This window comes from Flavobacterium panici (assembly GCF_024499525.1).
GTDB lineage: Bacteria > Bacteroidota > Bacteroidia > Flavobacteriales > Flavobacteriaceae > Flavobacterium > Flavobacterium panici.
In genome coordinates this window covers 5,075,566-5,093,704 of sequence record NZ_CP100437.1, presented here as the reverse complement: position 1 = coordinate 5,093,704, position 18,139 = coordinate 5,075,566, and the positions used below count along the sequence as shown (strand labels likewise).

At 33.8% G+C, this 18,139-nt stretch carries 17 protein-coding genes; 3 read left to right on the top strand and 14 right to left on the bottom strand.

The window, feature by feature from the left end; genetic code table 11:
- Window positions 1-91 precede the first annotated feature (91 nt).
- A complete protein-coding gene (locus NLJ00_RS21290) occupies window positions 92-1,108 on the top strand; it encodes a helix-turn-helix domain-containing protein (RefSeq protein ID WP_256635331.1) in 1,017 nt (338 codons plus the stop codon).
- Window positions 1,109-1,456: 348 nt separating this feature from the next.
- Window positions 1,457-2,410, top strand: coding sequence for a bifunctional helix-turn-helix transcriptional regulator/GNAT family N-acetyltransferase (locus NLJ00_RS21285; RefSeq protein ID WP_256635330.1), 954 nt, complete (start codon window positions 1,457-1,459; stop codon window positions 2,408-2,410).
- An 84-nt stretch (window positions 2,411-2,494) separates the two neighbouring features.
- Here the strand turns inward: NLJ00_RS21285 and NLJ00_RS21280 are convergent, their stop codons facing one another.
- The 9 genes from NLJ00_RS21280 to NLJ00_RS21240 all read right to left on the bottom strand — a co-directional run bounded on the left by NLJ00_RS21280 (window position 2,495) and on the right by NLJ00_RS21240 (window position 14,966).
- Window positions 2,495-3,694, bottom strand: coding sequence for an NAD(P)/FAD-dependent oxidoreductase (locus NLJ00_RS21280; RefSeq protein ID WP_256635329.1), 1,200 nt, complete (start codon window positions 3,692-3,694; stop codon window positions 2,495-2,497).
- The gene (locus NLJ00_RS21275; protein WP_180856758.1) at window positions 3,691-4,182 is read right to left on the bottom strand and encodes a low affinity iron permease family protein; all 492 of its coding nucleotides are present in this window, start codon (window positions 4,180-4,182) and stop codon (window positions 3,691-3,693) included. Before NLJ00_RS21275 ends, NLJ00_RS21280 begins: the two co-directional genes overlap by 4 nt.
- A 12-nt stretch (window positions 4,183-4,194) precedes the next feature.
- Complete coding sequence (locus tag NLJ00_RS21270; RefSeq protein ID WP_256635328.1) at window positions 4,195-7,014, bottom strand: AsmA family protein; 2,820 nt, start codon at window positions 7,012-7,014, stop codon at window positions 4,195-4,197.
- Window positions 7,015-7,028: 14 nt separating this feature from the next.
- Complete coding sequence (locus NLJ00_RS21265; protein WP_053474440.1) at window positions 7,029-7,877, bottom strand: MlaD family protein; 849 nt, start codon at window positions 7,875-7,877, stop codon at window positions 7,029-7,031.
- Window positions 7,878-7,903: 26 nt separating this feature from the next.
- Window positions 7,904-8,683, bottom strand: a complete 780-nt coding sequence (locus NLJ00_RS21260; RefSeq protein WP_053474441.1) for an ABC transporter ATP-binding protein — start codon at window positions 8,681-8,683, stop codon at window positions 7,904-7,906.
- Entirely contained in the window at window positions 8,680-9,444 is a 765-nt protein-coding gene (locus NLJ00_RS21255; RefSeq protein ID WP_053474442.1) for an MlaE family ABC transporter permease, read from the bottom strand. Before NLJ00_RS21255 ends, NLJ00_RS21260 begins: the two co-directional genes overlap by 4 nt.
- Before the next feature lie 1,216 nt (window positions 9,445-10,660).
- On the bottom strand, window positions 10,661-11,905 hold the full coding sequence (gene fabF / locus NLJ00_RS21250) for a beta-ketoacyl-ACP synthase II (protein WP_256635327.1): 1,245 nt from the start codon (window positions 11,903-11,905) through the stop codon (window positions 10,661-10,663).
- Window positions 11,905-12,462, bottom strand: a complete 558-nt coding sequence (locus NLJ00_RS21245; protein ID WP_256635326.1) for a TetR/AcrR family transcriptional regulator — start codon at window positions 12,460-12,462, stop codon at window positions 11,905-11,907. Before NLJ00_RS21245 ends, fabF begins: the two co-directional genes overlap by 1 nt.
- A 233-nt stretch (window positions 12,463-12,695) precedes the next feature.
- Window positions 12,696-14,966, bottom strand: a complete 2,271-nt coding sequence (locus NLJ00_RS21240; RefSeq protein ID WP_180856754.1) for a glycosyltransferase — start codon at window positions 14,964-14,966, stop codon at window positions 12,696-12,698.
- Between the two features lie 430 nt (window positions 14,967-15,396).
- Here NLJ00_RS21240 and NLJ00_RS21235 point away from each other — a divergent pair, with 430 nt between their 5' ends.
- Entirely contained in the window at window positions 15,397-15,558 is a 162-nt protein-coding gene (locus NLJ00_RS21235; RefSeq protein WP_071638579.1) for a DUF1328 domain-containing protein, read from the top strand.
- A 274-nt stretch (window positions 15,559-15,832) separates the two neighbouring features.
- On the opposite strand, the gene NLJ00_RS21230 is transcribed toward NLJ00_RS21235, so the two are convergent.
- From NLJ00_RS21230 to NLJ00_RS21210, 5 genes are all read right to left on the bottom strand, one after another.
- The gene (locus NLJ00_RS21230; RefSeq protein ID WP_256635325.1) at window positions 15,833-16,294 is read right to left on the bottom strand and encodes a DUF1440 domain-containing protein; all 462 of its coding nucleotides are present in this window, start codon (window positions 16,292-16,294) and stop codon (window positions 15,833-15,835) included.
- A gap of 4 nt (window positions 16,295-16,298) precedes the next feature.
- On the bottom strand, window positions 16,299-16,808 hold the full coding sequence (locus NLJ00_RS21225; RefSeq protein ID WP_053474482.1) for a DinB family protein: 510 nt from the start codon (window positions 16,806-16,808) through the stop codon (window positions 16,299-16,301).
- Between the two features lie 18 nt (window positions 16,809-16,826).
- Window positions 16,827-17,201 (bottom strand): VOC family protein, encoded by a 375-nt coding sequence (locus tag NLJ00_RS21220; RefSeq protein WP_053474483.1) that lies wholly within the window; start codon window positions 17,199-17,201, stop codon window positions 16,827-16,829.
- 76 nt (window positions 17,202-17,277) lie between these two features.
- The gene (locus tag NLJ00_RS21215) at window positions 17,278-17,487 is read right to left on the bottom strand and encodes a hypothetical protein (protein ID WP_256635324.1); all 210 of its coding nucleotides are present in this window, start codon (window positions 17,485-17,487) and stop codon (window positions 17,278-17,280) included.
- A gap of 12 nt (window positions 17,488-17,499) precedes the next feature.
- Entirely contained in the window at window positions 17,500-17,880 is a 381-nt protein-coding gene (locus tag NLJ00_RS21210) for a DoxX family protein (RefSeq protein ID WP_053474485.1), read from the bottom strand.
- Between the last annotated feature and the right edge of the window lie 259 nt (window positions 17,881-18,139).

The following is an 18,139-nucleotide window of genomic DNA, read 5'->3' as shown; positions in this document are numbered from 1 at the left end:
TGTGATTGAGCGAACTTTGAACATCTGCTTTTTTAAACAAATGTGTTGGTTTAAGAATCATTTAAAATTACAGAATTTAAATCGAAACAAAATGAAAATAGTTACTATACATACAGAGAAAATTCAAAACATATTTGAAGAGTTGAATAAAAACTTCGGCGGAAAAGTAACTTTTGACGTTGATGAATATACACTTGAAGTAAATAATAATTTTGCAAAAGGCTTTATTAGCGGTGCTTCTTTTAATGACAATATTTCTTATGTTCAGTTTGATATGACTTTTTCAGTTGATTTAAAACTGAATATTAATAACGGAATTTCATCACCATTATATTTTGCTTATTGTTCTAAGGGAAATCTTTCGCATAGTTTTGGGGTTCATGGTGAAGAACATAAACTAAAAACTTTTCAAACAGCGATTGTAACTTCAAAATTAAACCAGGATAATGTTTTGCTTTTTGAAAAAGATAAAAAAACAAAATTCACTTTAATAATTGTGGGAACACAATCAACTCAGGCAAATTCTTTAAACCAAATGGTTAGGGAAACATTTTTTGAAGAAAACCTTAATGGAGAATTCTTTTATGCCGGTTCATACAATTTAAAAATTGGTGAAAAAATCGAACAGTTAAACGCCGTAACACAAACCGGAGTAGTTAGAAATTTATTGAAAGAAGGTATTTTAAGAATCATTCTGGCAATGGAAATCCAACAGCATACAGACGACTTAAATTCATTTTCTAAAGAAGCAAACTGCTTAACTTTAAGAGAAATGGAAGAAATAAAAGAACTTTCAGAAACTATAAAAGCAAATCCGGAAGAACCTTTTACCATTAAATCATTAAGTAAAAAATCAGGTTTATCGCCAAATAAACTTCAGGAAGGTTTTAAAATGATTCACAACAGAACCGTAAACGATTATATCACGCACATGCGCGTTCTAAAAGCTGAAATCCTAATAAGAACATCAGACTTAAATATTTCTGAAATTGTGTACTGCATTGGTTTTACAAGCAGAAGTTATTTCTCTAAAATCTTCAAACAAAAATTTAACTGCAGTCCAAAAGAGTATAAATTTAATTTGAATCCGTTGGCAGTAACAGCCTAATAAAGTTGCTGAGGTTCTAAGATACTAAGGTGCTAAGTTTTTTTTCTTAGCAACTCAGAAACTTAGCCACTTAGCATCTTAAAAAAAATAATGTCGTTAGCTATTAAGCAAGATATATATACAAAATGCTAAGATTCTGAGTCGCTGAGGTTTTAAGTTAACTTAAAGGCTCCAACCAAACTTAGAATCTTAGTTTTTTTTATAAAGTTACAAAGGTTCAAAGGAGCAAAGTGACAAAGGTTTAAACTTTGAGCCTCTGCACCTTTGAACCTTTGTCCCTAAATAAATTTTTGCCAAAAAAGATTTTTTTTATACATTTGCATAACTGGTTATATAATTAATTATTATATGGAATTTTTCAACAAAGTAGGTAAAGCGGCTTTAGGAAGTCGTTTACGATTAATGACTGCGGTTATAACAGATGATGCTTCTAAAATTTATGAGTTATACGGTGCAGATTTTGTTCCGAAGTGGTTTCCTGTGTTTTATACGCTGGCAGAAGAAAGAGAATTAACGATTACAGAAATTGCAAATGAAATTGGACATTCGCAGCCTTCGGTAAGCAAAATTATTCAGGAAATGACAGCTGCGGGATTGGTTCAGGAAAGTGTGAAAACAGATGATAAACGAAAAAACAATGTCGTTTTGACTGCGAAAGGACTTTTGCTAGCGAAAAATATCCAGCAGCAATTAAAAGATATTGATGTTGCGATAGACGGTTTAATTGCCGAATCTAAACATAATCTTTGGGCCGCGCTTGAGGAATGGGAATTTCTATTGGAACAAAAATCAATGTTTAAAAGAGTAAGCGATCAGAAAAAAATCCGCGAAAGCAAAGATGTCAAAATCGTAGAATACAAACCAGAATATCAGGAAGCTTTTAGAGCCTTAAATGTAGAATGGATTTCAACGTATTTTGAAATGGAAGAAGCAGATTATAAAGCGCTGGATAATCCCGAAGAATATATCTTAAACAAAGGAGGAAAAATTCTTGTGGCTTTATATGAAAACGAACCCGTAGGAGTCTGCGCTCTTATCAAAATGAATAATCCGGAATACGATTTTGAAATGGCAAAAATGGCCGTTTCACCAAAAGCACAAGGTAAAAATATCGGCTGGTTATTAGGACAGGCAATTGTTGCAAAAGCAAAAGAACTTGGAGCAAAAAAGATTTATCTGGAAAGCAACACGATCTTAAAACCCGCCATAAACTTATATTATAAATTAGGTTTCGAGAAAGTATTTGGTCTGGAAACACCTTATAAAAGATGTAATATTCAAATGGAACTTAAAGTAGAGTAGCTTTAGAGGTGCAAAGGTTCAAAGCGACAAAGATTTAAACTTTGTGCCTCTGTACCTTTGAACCTTTGTACCTTTGTACCTAAATCAGCGTCCAAACCTATAAAAATCTAAATCCGGATTTTTTTTATTTTTTATGGAATCAACAATAGAATTCATTCCAATTACGCTGAAAGTGATTCCGTTGCCTCCGAAACCTAAAACGTAATGAATATTTTTTTTCGGGTCTGGTTTTCCAAAATAGGGAAGGCCATCTTTAGTTTCGCCAAAAGTTCCCGCCCAGGAATAATCTAATTTGAATTGTACATTCGGGAATCGTCTTTTAAACTGGCGCATTAAAGAAGCTTCTTTTTTTGGAATCAGTTTATCACGTTTTTTGGCATCTCTGAATTCTTCATCACCGCCGCCCATAATAATTCGGTTGTCTGCGGTGGCGCGATAATAATAATACGGAGAAGAAGTATCCCAAATAACCGCATTTTTTAAAATTGTAGGTAATTCAGGAACGATTTCAGAAGCCAGCGCATACGTACTTTTTAAATCAACGATTTTTTCTTCAATAGTTTCAGTGCTTTCATAACCGCTGCAATACACAACATGATCTGCAGTTATCGTACATTTATTTTCGGTGTGTGCAATGCATTTTCCTTTTGTAGTCTGGACAGAAGTAATATTCGTTCTGTCAAAAATCTGCATTCCGTTTTGATGGCAGTAAGACAATAAATCGTTTGCCAGTTTAAACGGATCCATAACTGCGGCAGTTTTAGATTCGATTGCTGCAATGGCGTTTAAACCCATTTTTTCGAGCTCGTATTTATTGAGCCAGGTTACATCAAAATCGCGCTGTTTTCTGGCTTTAAACTCGTTCTTTAAAAACGGTATATCTTTTTTATAGGATGTAAAATAAATACTTTTTTTGAACTCAAACCCGCAGTCGCTTTCTACGGTATCAATTATATTTCGCAAATCAAAAATAGCTTTCTTACCATTTCTGTAACTGTCTACGGCACATTTTTCGCCTCGCAGTTTAATCAGTTCGTGTAACGGAACATCAATTTCATATTGAAGCAAAGCGGTACTGGCGGCCGTGCTTCCATTTGCTACGTCGCGGCGGTCAACTAATACTATTTTTTTTCCTGCGGTAATTAATTTATAAGCCATTAAAGCCCCTGTTATTCCTCCGCCAACAATCAAAATCTCAGTTTTAATATCAGAATCAATGGAAGGATAACTGGTATTCATGGCACTTATAAGAGGCCAAAAGGTTTCTGTAGAGCGTAATTTCATTTCTTAGTCGTATTTCGTGAAGCACGATGTTTAGTTCTGTTTTTATCTTTGTACTCATGCTGAGAATGCGCTTCGGTCAGCGAATGAGAAGTGCGGATGCTTTCGTCTTTCTTTGCAAGTTCAGCCAGGTGGCGATAAAACTTCTGGACAATAATCATTTCTTCTTCTGTCATATTTTCAATATCAACCAGACTATTGCTTGAATGTTCATTTGAAGCCACGAGTTCGTTTAGTTTTAACTGAATTGCCAGTGAATCTTTGTTTTGTGCTTTTTGAATTAAAAAAACCATCAAAAAGGTTATGATTGTTGTTCCGGTATTAATAACCAGCTGCCATGTTTCAGAATAATCAAAAATAGGTCCCGAAACTGCCCATGCTAATACAATAACAAAAGCACTTATAAAAGCTGTTGTGCTTCCGGCAGCTTTAGACGTTTTTGATGCAAATTTTTCAAATGTGCTTCCGCCATTTTGTTTTTTCTTTTTCATTGCCTTAATAAATTAGGTTTTCTTTTTGCTGACTTTTTCTTTTTTAATCACTTTATTGTTCTTTTCATCATAAACAGCATCATAAATTTTCTGCCCTGTTTTACTGAAAATTTTAATTTTAGGATCTTCATGAGTTCCGGTTATTACGATTGGAAAACCAATTATTCCGCCCGGCGGAAGTCCTAAACGCATTCGTAAATCCAGCAATCCGTCAAAACTGGTAGTTCCTTTTATGGTAGGTCTAAAACTCGCCACACTAAAAGTAAAAGGCTCAATATGAATTAAATTATTATCAATGTTTGATTTGATTTCGATTCCTTCCATTTTGGGATCGCCTAAACCATCTTGTCCTGTTTTAGAACTTACACCTTCAAATAATTTTAAACCTTTAATTTTTACATCACGCAGATTAATAGTTCCGCCGCCTTCAAGCGATTCATAAATAGGTCCCATATTTCCGTTTAAATCACCTTTAATTTTATAATCAACAGAAATAATTCCCTGCGCTTTTTCTGCCGCCGTAACCATATCATGAAACATTGGAATTTCTTTGTATGCACGCTGAACGCTGAAATCTTTGGCATTAAAATGTGCATCAAAATGAGCTGTTGTTGGCGTCTCATCTTTGTATCCGGCATTAATGCCAACAATACAATCGATAATATTAAAAGTGGTATTTTCTAAATATAAAGCGCCTTTGGAAATCCCTACTTTTCCGGTAAGCTTATTTAAGTTCAATCCGTTATATTCTACTTTATCAGCATTTGCGGTAAGCGAAACATTTAAATTTTTAGGAACCAAAACTACACCGCTCATTTTTGGGTGGTCTTCTTTAGCATATTCTACTTCGAGTTTTCGGTCTTTATTTTCACCTTTTTCCAGTGCCATAAATTCATCAACATTGATCAGTTTTGATTTTAGGTTGAAGTCTCCGCTTAAAGTTCCATGAGATTCAAGGAAATAATTAATCGTATTGAGAAGATATCCGTTAATATCAAAATCAGATTTCCCATATGATGCATAGAATTTTTCAAACCACATTTTTTCATTTTGAAAACGGAAATTTCCCTGTTTAATAAAAAAGGATTTCGGAAATAATTCTGATGTTGCTTTTATGTTTTTCAACAGAATTGTTCCGCGATTATCCAGTTTACTATATTGTCCTGTTGTCGCGTAACTTTGTTTTCCTTTAAGAGATAAATCAGCTTTTGCATAACCCGTTACATCAAGGCCTTTTTGAGAAAATACCTGATAGATTCGGCCAACATTCAATTCGCCTTTAATTTTTGCATTATAAGCCAAATCACTAAAATCAGATAAAGTGGCGTTTACATACATTGGATTTCCTTCAAAAACAAATGATGCAGGCGCAACGGCAACGATCAAATCTTGAAAAGTTCCGGCTTTGTTCAACACATTGGCAATAAAAGTAATATCAGTAATTGGGTTAGGATAGGAGTCTGTTTTCAGCCAGCCATTTCTAAGCGAAATACCGCCAATTGTTTTAGGAAATAATTTTTTTGAAGTACTAAAAAGTCCTCTCGCCTGAATATTGGTTTTTAAAAGCCCTTTTAATTCCACAGTATTTAAACCTATTGCAGCATCGACAACGGCAAGATCAAGCGCACCTTTTACACTTGCGTTGATGTTCATTTCGCTTAACCCTTTACTATGTAAATAGGCGTTGAAATAATCTTTTTCGCCTACTTTAAATCGTAAAGTCCTAAGATTTACCAATAATTGTTCTGTATCAAGAGAAGGCAGAATCGCGTTCAAATCCATTTGAAAATCAGTTAACGGAACGGGCGCGTTTTGATAATTAATCGCTCCATCTTTAACTTTTAGATTGAAAGCTAAATTGGGTTTCTGTTTTTTCGAAACGTTATAATCTCCTTTAAAAGAAAGTACCAAATCACTTTTTCCGGAAATTTCGGTTTCATCCAGCCAGGTTAAATATTCCGGTGGCATTACAGAAAGTAAATCTTTTACAGTTGTATTTTCTGAAGCGGCTTTAATATTTATTTTATAACCGTCTCTTAAAATGGTAAATAAACCGGTAAAGGTTAAAGGCAGTTTATTAATCTGCAATTCATTTTTTTGAAGAATAAATGAAAGTGCGTGTGTGTTGATTCTGGTAATTAAATCAGCGCGTACGGCTTTTTTTCTAAGATAAGCTGTTCGGTTATAATAGAAATCTAAGGTGTCAATTTTAGCATCGGTATTTAAATCAAAAATATCTTCGCTTAGATTTCCTTTTCCGATATAATTAAAGCCTTTTGCGTCGACCAAAATCTTAGCCGAGCGATCATTGTATTTAACATGACAATTTTCTAAATCAATTCGTTCCAGTTTTATTGCCGTTCCTTCTTCGGGAGCATTTGGATCTTTTTTTTCGTCTTTTCTGTCTTCTGGCGCGACATAAATATTGTAATTGGCTTGTCCTTTTTCGTTGACCATTACATTTATCAAAGCATTCGAAACGTATAATTTGTTGATTTTAACTTCACTGTCAAAAATCAGTCTTTTTAAATTTATCCCAAACGCAACCTGATCAGCTTTTAGTAAAGTATCATTGCTAAAAGGTTTAGAACCTGTCATCGATATATCATCAAGTGAAACAGTAAGCGATGGGAAATGGGTAAAAAACGAAAGTTTAGATTTCGAAAACTCGAGTTTTGTGTCTAAACGTTCGTTGGCAATTTTTTTAACTTCTGAGGCTACTTTTCCGGGAAATAGTAATGGAACCAAAAAAAGTAACAGCAGGATTCCTGCTATTACTATTCCCGTCCATTTGAGTATTTTAAGGCTTATATTTTTAAACGAAGTTTTCATGGCGTAGAGTTTTACTATTTCTTTTCAGCCTCTTTCTTGGCTTCTTCAGCTTTTTGCTTGTCTTGCTTTTCTTTCTCTTCTTTGGCTTTTTCCTGTTTTTCTTTTTCTTCCTTGGCTTTGGCTTCTTTTTCTTTAGCCGCTTTTTCCTGCTGTTCTTCTTTTTTCTCTTTTATTTCTTCTTTCTGTTTTTCTTTTTCCTTTTCTTTTTTCTTAAAGTAACCTCTAAAAAGGAAATTGCTTTTTGCGGCTTCCATATTTTCGCTGAAACCTTTTGTTCCGGTTTCTAAATTTGAAAGCGTATTCGAAACGCTGTTTGCCATTTTATCATCGCGGACTAATCGTGCCAATGCTCCGTTTCCGTTATTCATACTATGGCTGAAAATCGCAAGTTCATCAGATATAACGCCTACATTATCAACGCTCTTTTTAACGCTTTTCATAAGGTCAGCCATTTCTATTCCGTTTACAGAAGCAATTGCTCCGCCATTTTCAACAATTTTCTGGGATTTTACTCCCGGAGAAATGGTTAAAACTTTATCGCCCATTAATCCGTCAGAACCAATGCTGGCGCGCGCATCTGTTTTTATAAATTCGCGGACTTCATCTTTTATGACCATCGATACTACAACCGATGAATCATTTATTAATCTGATTTCTTCAACGGTTCCTATATTGATTCCTGAAAAACGGACATTGTTTCCAACTTCTAAACCGCTTACGGTTTTAAATTTTGAGGTTAGGTTAAATGTTGAGCCAAACAGATTTTTTTGTTTTCCGATGAAATAAATGGCCATTATAAAAAGCAGCAGCCCAACTGTTACAAACATTCCTAATTTCCAAGTATATCCAGATTGCTTCTCCATGATTTCTAGTTATTTATTTTTGCTGTTTATTCAAAAAATGAGCGTACCCATTCGTCTTCGTCTTTTTCTAATTCTTCGTAGGTTCCTTCGGCGTGAATTACGCCGTCTTTAAGCACCATAATTCTGTCGGCAGTTAATTTGGCGCAGGCCATATCGTGCGTAATAATGATTGATGATGTTTTTTGTTTGTTTTTGATATCCAGAATTAATTCGCTGATTTCTCTTGATGTAATGGTATCTAAACCCGTTGTAGGTTCATCATACAAAATGATTTCCGGTTTTAAAATCAGGGTTCTTGCTAAACCAATTCTTTTTCTCATTCCGCCTGATAATTCTGCAGGCATTTTTTCGATTGCATCGCCTAAACCCACACTTTCAAGTGCTTCCAGAACTTCTTTTTCTACTTCTTCTTCGGTTAAATCTCTTTTGTGTGCACGAAGCGTAAAAGCAAGATTTTCTCTAACCGACATAGAATCGTATAAGGCGCCACTTTGAAATAAGAATCCAATTTTGACTCTCATTTTGTTTAATTCGTCTTTAGAAAGAGCAAGTAAATCTTCGTCAAAAACTTTTATTTCGCCTTTGTCAGGTACAATTAAGCCCACAATACATTTTATGGTTACCGATTTCCCTGAACCGGAACGCCCTAAAATCACTAAATCTTCTCCTTTATTTACGGTAAGACTTACGCCTTTTAAAACCGTATTATCTTTGCCAAAAGTTTTATGTAAATCCTTAATCACAATGATTGGAGTCTTTTTTTTATCTTTTGATTTTGGTTCGATATTTTTTTCTTCTTTAATCATTTCAAATAAATTAAATCGGTTAATTGTACTGCCACCATATCAATAATAAATATGCTTAAAGAAGCTGTAACTACGGCAGAGTTTGCAGCGCGTCCCACACTTTCTGTTCCGTTTGCGGCATTAAATCCTTTATAGCATCCAATCATTCCGATGAAATAGCCAAAGAAGAAAGTTTTTACCGTTGCCGGAATTAGATCTGAGAATTCTAAAGACTGAATAATCTGCGTTAAATAGCGATAGAAATTAACGTCGCCGTGAATGTTTATTCCGGCGTAACCGCCAACAATTCCAACTGCATCAGCAAAAATTACTAATAGCGGAACCATTAACGTACAGGCTAAAATTCTCGTTACGACCAAATAATTATAAGGATTAATAGCCGAAACTTCCATAGCGTCTATTTGCTCCGTTACTTTCATAGAACCTAATTCGGCTCCAATTCCCGACGAAATTTTTCCGGCGCAGATTAAGGCCGTAATAACGGGTGCAATTTCTCTAATTAAGGACAGTGCCACCATTCCGGGAAGCCAGCTTTCGGCACCAAATTTCACTAAAGTTGGTCTGGATTGAAGCGTGAGCACTAATCCCATAATAAAACCTGTAATTGCCACCAAAGGCAATGACTTGTAACCGATGATGTAACATTGTTTCAAAAACTCTTTAGCCTCATAAGGAGGAACAAAAACCTCCTTAAAAAACCTCTTGGCAAACAATGTTGCGTCTCCAATTTGTGCGAATGTATTTTTTAGGCTGAGAATCAAAATGTTTAGTTTTTATAGTTAGGTGTAATTTGAAAATCAATTATTTAACAGTTTATGGTACTTTTTAAATTATATATGAAAGTTACTTCTATACTTGTTAAAATACTTTACACAACTTTTTTTGAGGCTTATATAATTTTCATAAAATCACAATATTTTTATGAATGCTGCGTTACAGGAATTCTATAGAAAACAAAAGGGCTGTCTCAATTTTAAGACAGCCCTTTTATGTATCCGGTTATTCATTCCATAGGAATGTTTCGTAGGTAGAAAAAAATAAAGATCAACCAAATTTACGTTTCGTAGGAACGTTTGATTTTGAAATCGTTTTTAATCTGGCGTATCAAACGTTCCTACGGAACGTAAACAATAATAATATAATTTTTCTACCGATGAAATGTTCCTACGGAACAAAAAAACATATAGAATAAATGTGACTGTCTCAATAATCGAGACAGCTCTTTTTGTATATCCAGTTATCATTCCATAGGAATGTTTCGTAGGTAGAAAAAAAATGCAAATCAGCGACATTTACGTTCCGTAGGAACGTTTGATTTTGAAATCATTTTTAATAATCTGGCGTATCAAACGTTCCTACGGAACGTAAATAATAATAACAATATATTTTTCTACCGATGAAATGTTCCTACGGAACAAAAAAACATATATAATAAATGTGACTGTCTCAATAATTGAGACAGCTCTATTTGTATATCCAGTTATCATTCCATAGGAATGTTTCATAGGTAGAGAAAAAATGCAGATCAACGACATTTACGTTCCTTAGGAACGTTTGATTTTGAAATCGTTTTTTAATAATCTGGGCGTATCAAACGTTCCTAGGGAACGTAAATCATGGTAACAATATTATTTCTACCGACGAGATGTTCCTATGGAACATGAAAAAATATAAAATAGAATGGGCTGCTCTAAATTTTGAGACAGCTCTATTTGTATATCCAGTTATCATTCCATAGGAATGTTTCGTAGGTAGAAAAAAATGCAAATCAGCGACATTTACGTTCCGTAGGAACGTTTGATTTTGAAATCATTTTTAATATCTGGCGTATCAAACGTTCCTACGGAACGTAAATAATAATAACAATATATTTTTCTACCGATGAAATGTTCCTACGGAACAAAAAAACATATATAATAAATGTGACTGTCTCAATAATTGAGCAACCCCTTTTTTAAATGAAATATTTGTAATTTTTTATTCTTCGAATTTTTTAAAGATGGAACTGGCAACGTGACCTCCAAAACCAAAAGTATTGCTCATCGCATAATTCACTTCTCTGGATTGTGCTTTACCAAGTGTCAAATTAAATTTATCTGCAAATTCCGGTTCTACATCTTGTGTATTTATTGTTGGCGGAACAATATTTTCCTGAACCGCTTTTATACATGCAATCGCTTCAATTGCTCCGGCACCGCCAAGTAAATGTCCGGTCATTGATTTTGTAGCACTGATATTCGCATTAGGATTTGCACCAAATACTTTTTCCACAGCTTTAAGTTCACTTAAATCTCCGGTAGGAGTTGAAGTTGCATGGGCATTAATGTAATCAATTTGATCTGGAGAAATTCCGGCTTCTTCAAGCGCAAGTTCCATTCCTAAAACAGCACCTTCACCTTCAGGATGTGTTCCTGTTAAGTGGTAAGCATCTGCTGCTAAACCTCCGCCTACAATTTCGGCTAGAATTACTGCGTTTCTTTTTACAGCATGTTCGTAGCTTTCTAATATCACAACGCCGGCTCCTTCGCCCAAAACAAATCCGTCTCTTGTTGCATCAAAAGGACGTGAAGCTTTGCTGTAATCATCATTTAAGGTAGACAATGCTTTTGAAGCGTTAAAACCGCCAATTGAAGATTCTGTAACCGAAGCTTCAGAACCGCCGGTGATCATCATATCTGCTTTTCCCCAACGAATATAATTAAAAGCATCTATAATGGCGGTATTGCTGGCAGAGCAGGCTGCAGCCGTTGTATAGTTAATGCCGCGAAGTCCGTATTTAATAGAAATAACGCCTGAAGCTATATTCACAATTCTTTTCGGAATAAAAAACGGACTAAATCTTGGTGTGCAATTTCCTAATTTATATTCTCCAATTTGTTCTTCAAAAGTTGAAATACCGCCATCGCCGCAGCCCCATATCACTCCAATTCGGTTTTTATTTAAAGAATCAAAATCGATATTGGCATTTTTTACGGCTTCGTCTGCGGCGTACAATGCGTATTGGGTAAAAAGATCGTATTTTCTGATTTCGTTTTTTTCAAAAATAGCCGAAGCATCAAAGTTTTTAACCTCGCATGCAAATTTAGTTTTGAATTGTGTGGTGTCAAATCTTGTTATAGGAGCAGCACCGCTGACTCCGTTAATTAATGAATTCCAAAATTCCTGAACATTATTTCCAATAGGAGTTACTGCTCCTAATCCTGTTACTACAACTCTTTTCATTATTTTTTAGGTCTTAATTCTGTTAATATTGTTTGTCTTACCAAGTCAAAATCACTATCGTTAGTAAGTCTTGAAAGCTGTACAATCGCAACCATATTGGTTATAATCATTATGGCTTTTGTTCTTGGTTCCATTTCAAAATCAAATATTTTGAGTTCTTTTCCTTCAATTAAAACTTCCGTCAGCCAGGTAATTACGATTTGTGCAAAACCCTGCAGTTCTGTTTTTATGGATTCGTCGAGCGTATTTAAATCTGTTGCTAGTGAACCTACAATGCAGACTTTATTTTCTTTTTTTATTTGTGCCTGTATCTCTAAAAAAGCTTCCAGTTTTATTAGAGGAGATTCATTGGCTACTCTTTTCTTTAAAGCCTCTGTTCTGGCAATATGTTCTTTTATGGTCGCTACGCCAAGATCAGATTTAGTAGGGAAGTGGTAATGAATAGAAGCGGTTTTTATGCCAATATCATTTGAAATATCTTTAAAACTAAAAGCATTGTAGCCTTTGTTTCGAATAAACTGATCTGCTTTTTCTATAATATTTTCCCGTGTTGTCATGGCTGTAATTTTTTTGACAAAGATACTACCTATTAGTAGATAGGCAAATTTATTTAATTTATTTTTAAGATTAATTATTGCTGTAAACAAAAAATCCCTTTCATTAAGAAAGGGATTTTCCGGGTTTAATAGAATTTTGGTCAGTCTATTACGTTATAAAATTACAAATTTTAAATTTCAAATCCCAACTTTGGAATTTGGAATTTTTCAATTGGAATTTTTCTATAATTTTTTTAAGAATTGATCGCTACTCCGGTTCTCAATTTATTTAAAGGAATAACTTTAGATTCGTCATGAGCAAATTTTTCCATTATTAATCTTGCGGTTAAGTAACATACGGTTGATTCTGCTCCTTGATTTAAGTTTACATTGTTTTTTTCAAGACCGTCGTAACCGCCGCCGCTTACGGGATTATACATAATTTGATTTAAATGATTTTTTCCTAAAAACCAGTTAAATGCAATTTTCATTTTCTTTCTGTATTCCGGAGTTTCAAATGTGTTATAAAAAGCATTTAATGTCTGAATTGTATAGGTAACATCAATTGGCTGTTCTCCATATTCCTGTGGTTCTGAACCTTTGTGATACCAGCTTTGATTTGAGATTGCTTTAAAATTCCCGTCAACAAATGTTTTCGACAATAAGAAATCTAATGAATCTAAGGCTACTTTTTTGTAAACTGGTTTGTTTGTAATTAAATATGCGTACAACATAGATTCTGGCAGAATTCCGTTTCCGTACGTTAAATAATTTTCAAACCACTGCCAGTCTTCAGTAGCTGTATCTTCGTAATTTGCCAGCAGTTTTGCATTTAGCTTATTGATAATGGCTGCCACATATAAATTTGGAACAGCATTATGATACAAATACAATCCTTTTGTTGCAAAACCAATAGAACGAGGCGATTGAATATTTTCTGCCCATTTTAAGGAATTAAGGAAACATTTTGCTGCTTTTTTAGAAATGTTTTCAGGAAGGATATCTGAATTTGAAACTACAGTTCCTAAAGCCCAGATTGCTCTTGCATTTGAATCTTCTAAATTAACTTCGGCATTTTGCTCAATATGTTCACGGTTTTCCTGATCAACATAATTGATGAAATTTCCTTTTGGTTTTTGGCATCTTTCAATAAAATCCAAATAAATTAAAATATACGGAAGATCGTCTTTGTCCCTGGTTAATTTATAGTGTGCACAAAATGCGATTAAAGCGCGGGCATTGTCATCTAAAGTATAACCGGAATCCAGATCCGGAACTGAAATTTTACTAAATTGAATAATTCCAAGATCTGTAGTTAATCTTTTAATATGTCTTAACTGAATATCAGGATAACTGTATTTTACATCTGATGGGTTTTCGATTAACTTTTTATAAGTATTCATGAGTGTTAATGCGGCATTTTCCCAAGATGAAGCTCTCATTTTAGTGAATGCATTGATTCCCATTTCACGTCTTAAATTTTCATCAGAAATCAATTTTAAGGTTTCTTCTGCAAATTGATCCACATTTCCAATATCAACGAGAACACCACAGTCTGAAGTTAAAACTTCTTTTGTATGTGCAATTTTTGATGCGACCATAGGGCAGGCACAGCTCATTGCATAAGCAAAAGTGCCGCTTACAGCTTGGTTTGGATCTTTTGAAGTAAACAAATAAATATCAGTTGCTTTTAAATATTCTAAAAGTTCATCTGTATCTAAATATTGATTAATGAAACGAACATTGTTGTGTAAATTTAATTCGTCAACAAGTGCTTCCAGTTTATCTCTATAAGTATCAACTCCGTCTTTAATTAAATTAGGGTGTGTTTTGCCAATAATTAAATACAATACATTTGGTTCTTTTTCGACAATTTTTGCCAAAGCCTGTAAACCTGTTTCGATATTTTTTCCTTCGCCCAAAAGTCCAAAAGTTGAGAGTACAATTTTGTTTTGAATATCAAATTTTGCTTTTGCTTGTGCCGGTTCTTCATAAATTACAATATGCGTTCCATGCGCCACTGTTGTAATTATATCTTCGTCAATGTTGTAGTCTTGTATTAAAATTTCTTTTGACTGATTTGTCATTACAAAAACAGAATTGCTGTAGCTCAAAAGTAATTTTACAAAAGTTTTCAATTCGTTATTCGGGTTTGGAATAACGGTGTGAAAAGTATAGGTTATAGGTTTTTTTACTGCATTTAAAAAATCTAGTAAATGATCACCATAATTACCGCCAAACAAACCGAATTCATGCTGAATGTGAACTAGTTTCACATTTTTATCTTTATTAATTTCTTCGGCAACTTTTGTGTACTCTGCTCTTTCTTTTGTGTTTAATGTAAAGGCCTGTGTCGAATTTGTCTTTGGATTGTCTACTAATTCACAAATTTCACAAGTTATTGATTTACCAAAAATGTCGGTAATTCCTTTAATCGTATCCTGAGTATAAGTTGCTATTCCACATTGTGTTGGAGGAAATGTTGAAAGAAAAACAATTTTCGATTTATTTGATATCTTCTTCATGGGGATTCTGTTTTAGTTCTGTTAATAAGTCGTCAAGGTTCAAAGTAGCCGCCACAATTTTTTATTGGCGACACCATAATAATGTTATACTATTAAAAATGACTTTTTGTTAAGAAAAATACCTAATTTATATAACAGTATCTTTTATAAGATTCAACTGAGCCAGTTTTTAATTTTGAATAAAATTACCTTGGGAACGCAGCGGTAATTAACTCAATCGATCAAAAAATTAACTCTAAAGCTTTTGGATGGGAATTGTATAACGTTGAGGCCAAAATTCTAAAAGAGGCTGATAAATTTATGATTTGTAATGGATTGCGATAATAAATATACCGTTTGAGTTAATTGTTTTTGTAAGTAAAAGAGAACTTTGAGAGACAAACAAATCAGACTTGTAAAAGTCACATTTTATAACTTAAATTTTAATATTATGTTACGTTGGACAGTCACATTTATTATTCTAGCTATAGTAGCCGGAATTTTTGGTTTTGGAGGAATTGCTGCCGGAGCCGCTAGTATCGCAAAAATTTTATTCTTTATATTCTTAGTTTTATTTATTATCTCATTAATAAGCGGAAGATCAAGAGTTTAAAATTTCAAGTTTATTAAAAAAAGCGAAATTAACTGTTGTGTTGATTTCGCTTTTTTTTTGTTTTTAATCTATACTTATAATTTTAACGCAAAGCACGCTAAGATAGTTTTAACGCAAAGCACCCTAAGATTTTTAATAAGTTAGTTTTTTACTAAAACTCAAAGTTCGCAAAGCATGATGAACACAAAGCTTTGCGAACTTTAGCATTGAAAATGCAGCCTTTCAAAAAATCTTAGCGTGCTTTGCGTTAAAATTATTGCGTTAAGCTCATAACTCATAACTCATAACTTTTCTTAGTTACAAAAGCAATTGGCAAACCAATGCAGACGATTAAAATTAAAACAGAAATGATTAAGGGAAGATCAAATTCTTTTGATGGAAGTTTTGGAAATACAATTGGAAGCACAATAAGGTTCATTACAATCCAGACAAAAATTCCATAGACAATTCCCGAAATAACAATATTCTTTTTCAAAATAGGAACGTGCGGATATATCTTATAATAAAAATAGGCAAAAGCAAATGCGATAAAGTAATGCAGTAATAAACCATAGAAAACCATTTGTGTGCCGCCTGTATATGCATGCTGTTTAAAAATGCCACTTGCAATAGACTGGAGAATTTTTTCGGCAGTTGTTTGATGTAATATAACAGAGTAAACTAATATTGCCGCAAGAATATCTAAAGTTCCTGCCAGTAAACCAGAGAATAAAATAGTTTTAGATTTTGATATCATTAATTTAAAGCTTAGTTATGTGTTGAAAAATAGAATTTAATTGATGCGTATGTCTTTGGGTGTGAACTAATGCAAAATCAATCCATTCGTACATGGTGAATTTGTCAAAGCCCGGAACCTGAAAATCTAAGCAGGTTAGGGTTAAATCGTATTTTTCGGCACAATCTAATAACTCAGATTCAAGTCTGAGTAATTCTATGTTTAATGCATTTTTATTGTATTCTTTTTTCTCAGGTTTCAGAAATACAGGAGCATCCATTTTTATGTTGAAGTTTAAAAACAGCCCTTCAATATCTTTAATTTTTTCGTCGGGTTTTCGGGTTGTTTTTTCCGTATTTCCGGCAAATAATTCGGGAAATCCGGAACAGGCTAAAATAATATGCTGCACAACTTGTCCGGGAGTCCAGCTTCCTTGAAACGGAACCTGATTTAATTCGTTTTCAGAAAATTTTGATAGAATATCATTTAATTTTTTGAATGTTTCAACAATATCTTTTTGAACGTCTGTCTTCATATTATTGATTTTTAAAGTTTAATTTACGGAAGTAATCCACCAGACATTTCCAAAAGGATCTGTTACGCCGCAGGTTCTGCCGTAATCCTGATCGCTTAATCCCATTAAAGAAACGGCGCCGTTTTCTAATGCTTTTAGGTAGGTTTTATCGGCATTAAGAACATAAACAAATAAGTTAGCCGTTTGTTTTGACCAGTCTTCGGTTTCATCGGTTACCATAATTGTGCTTCCGTTTAAAGTGATTTCGGCATGCATTATGGTTCCGTCTTCGCGGACTGCCTTCGAATGTGTCTCTGAAGCTCCGAAAACATTTTTTGTAAAATCTATAAATTGCGATGCGCCTTTCAGGATAAGGTAAGGCATTACGGTTTGATGTTCTGCAGGTAAATTCATTTTTTATGGTTTAGATGTTAGTATCTCAAAAGTACGATTTTTATTGCAATATTTTGTAAATCAATAAATTGTGAATTTACGGAAGTGCTTCGCAATGAAAACCATGCGAATTTAGAAGTTCAATTATTTTATGGTTTGCAATAGAAGCAGCGTGAACCCGAAGAATTTTATCGCAGTCTTCGAGATCAAAATTGACGATGCTGTTTGGGAAATGTTCAAGAAGTTTCCCAACAATCATTACTGATTGCTCAACTTCCTGAACATTTGTTTTAAAAACTTCTATCATCGCAGGAATGTTTTACAAAGCAATATTTTTGTATCGCTCGATTTTATGATAATAGATATATGAGATTGCCAAAATCACTAAAAAGATTAACGGAAAGAAACTTTGAAAGTTAATGCCATCAACCGCAAAATGACTTATAGAAGCAAATATAAAATCGAAACCAAATCCGGCGTAAGCCCATTCTTTTACATTTTTAGGAACAGACGGAATTACTAAAACGAGAACTCCCAGAATTTTGAAAATCACCAATGCATTTCCAAAATACTCAGGATAACCTAAATGTCTGATTCCTTCTTTAGCCATTTCAGACTGGGAAGTCAAAGCCGGCATAACGCCTTCGAATAGAAAAATAATAGTAGTTGCAATCCAAAAAATAATTTTTGCTTTTTTCATGTGGTATATTTTAAATAGTTATTAGTTAATGTATTACAAATATACTATTCTTGTTTTTTCATGAAATAGTTATTTACGACTATTTTAGGGGCATTTGGGACAAGTTTTTTGATTTTAGATTATTTGCCACAAAGGCGCGAAGGCGCAAAGTTTTCTTTTTTGACTTGTATGAGACAGAAAGTATGTCTTTGCGAGGGCTTCGACTTCGCTCAGACTGACAAAAAATGAGAATAAAAAAGCTCTCGCAGATTTTGGAGAT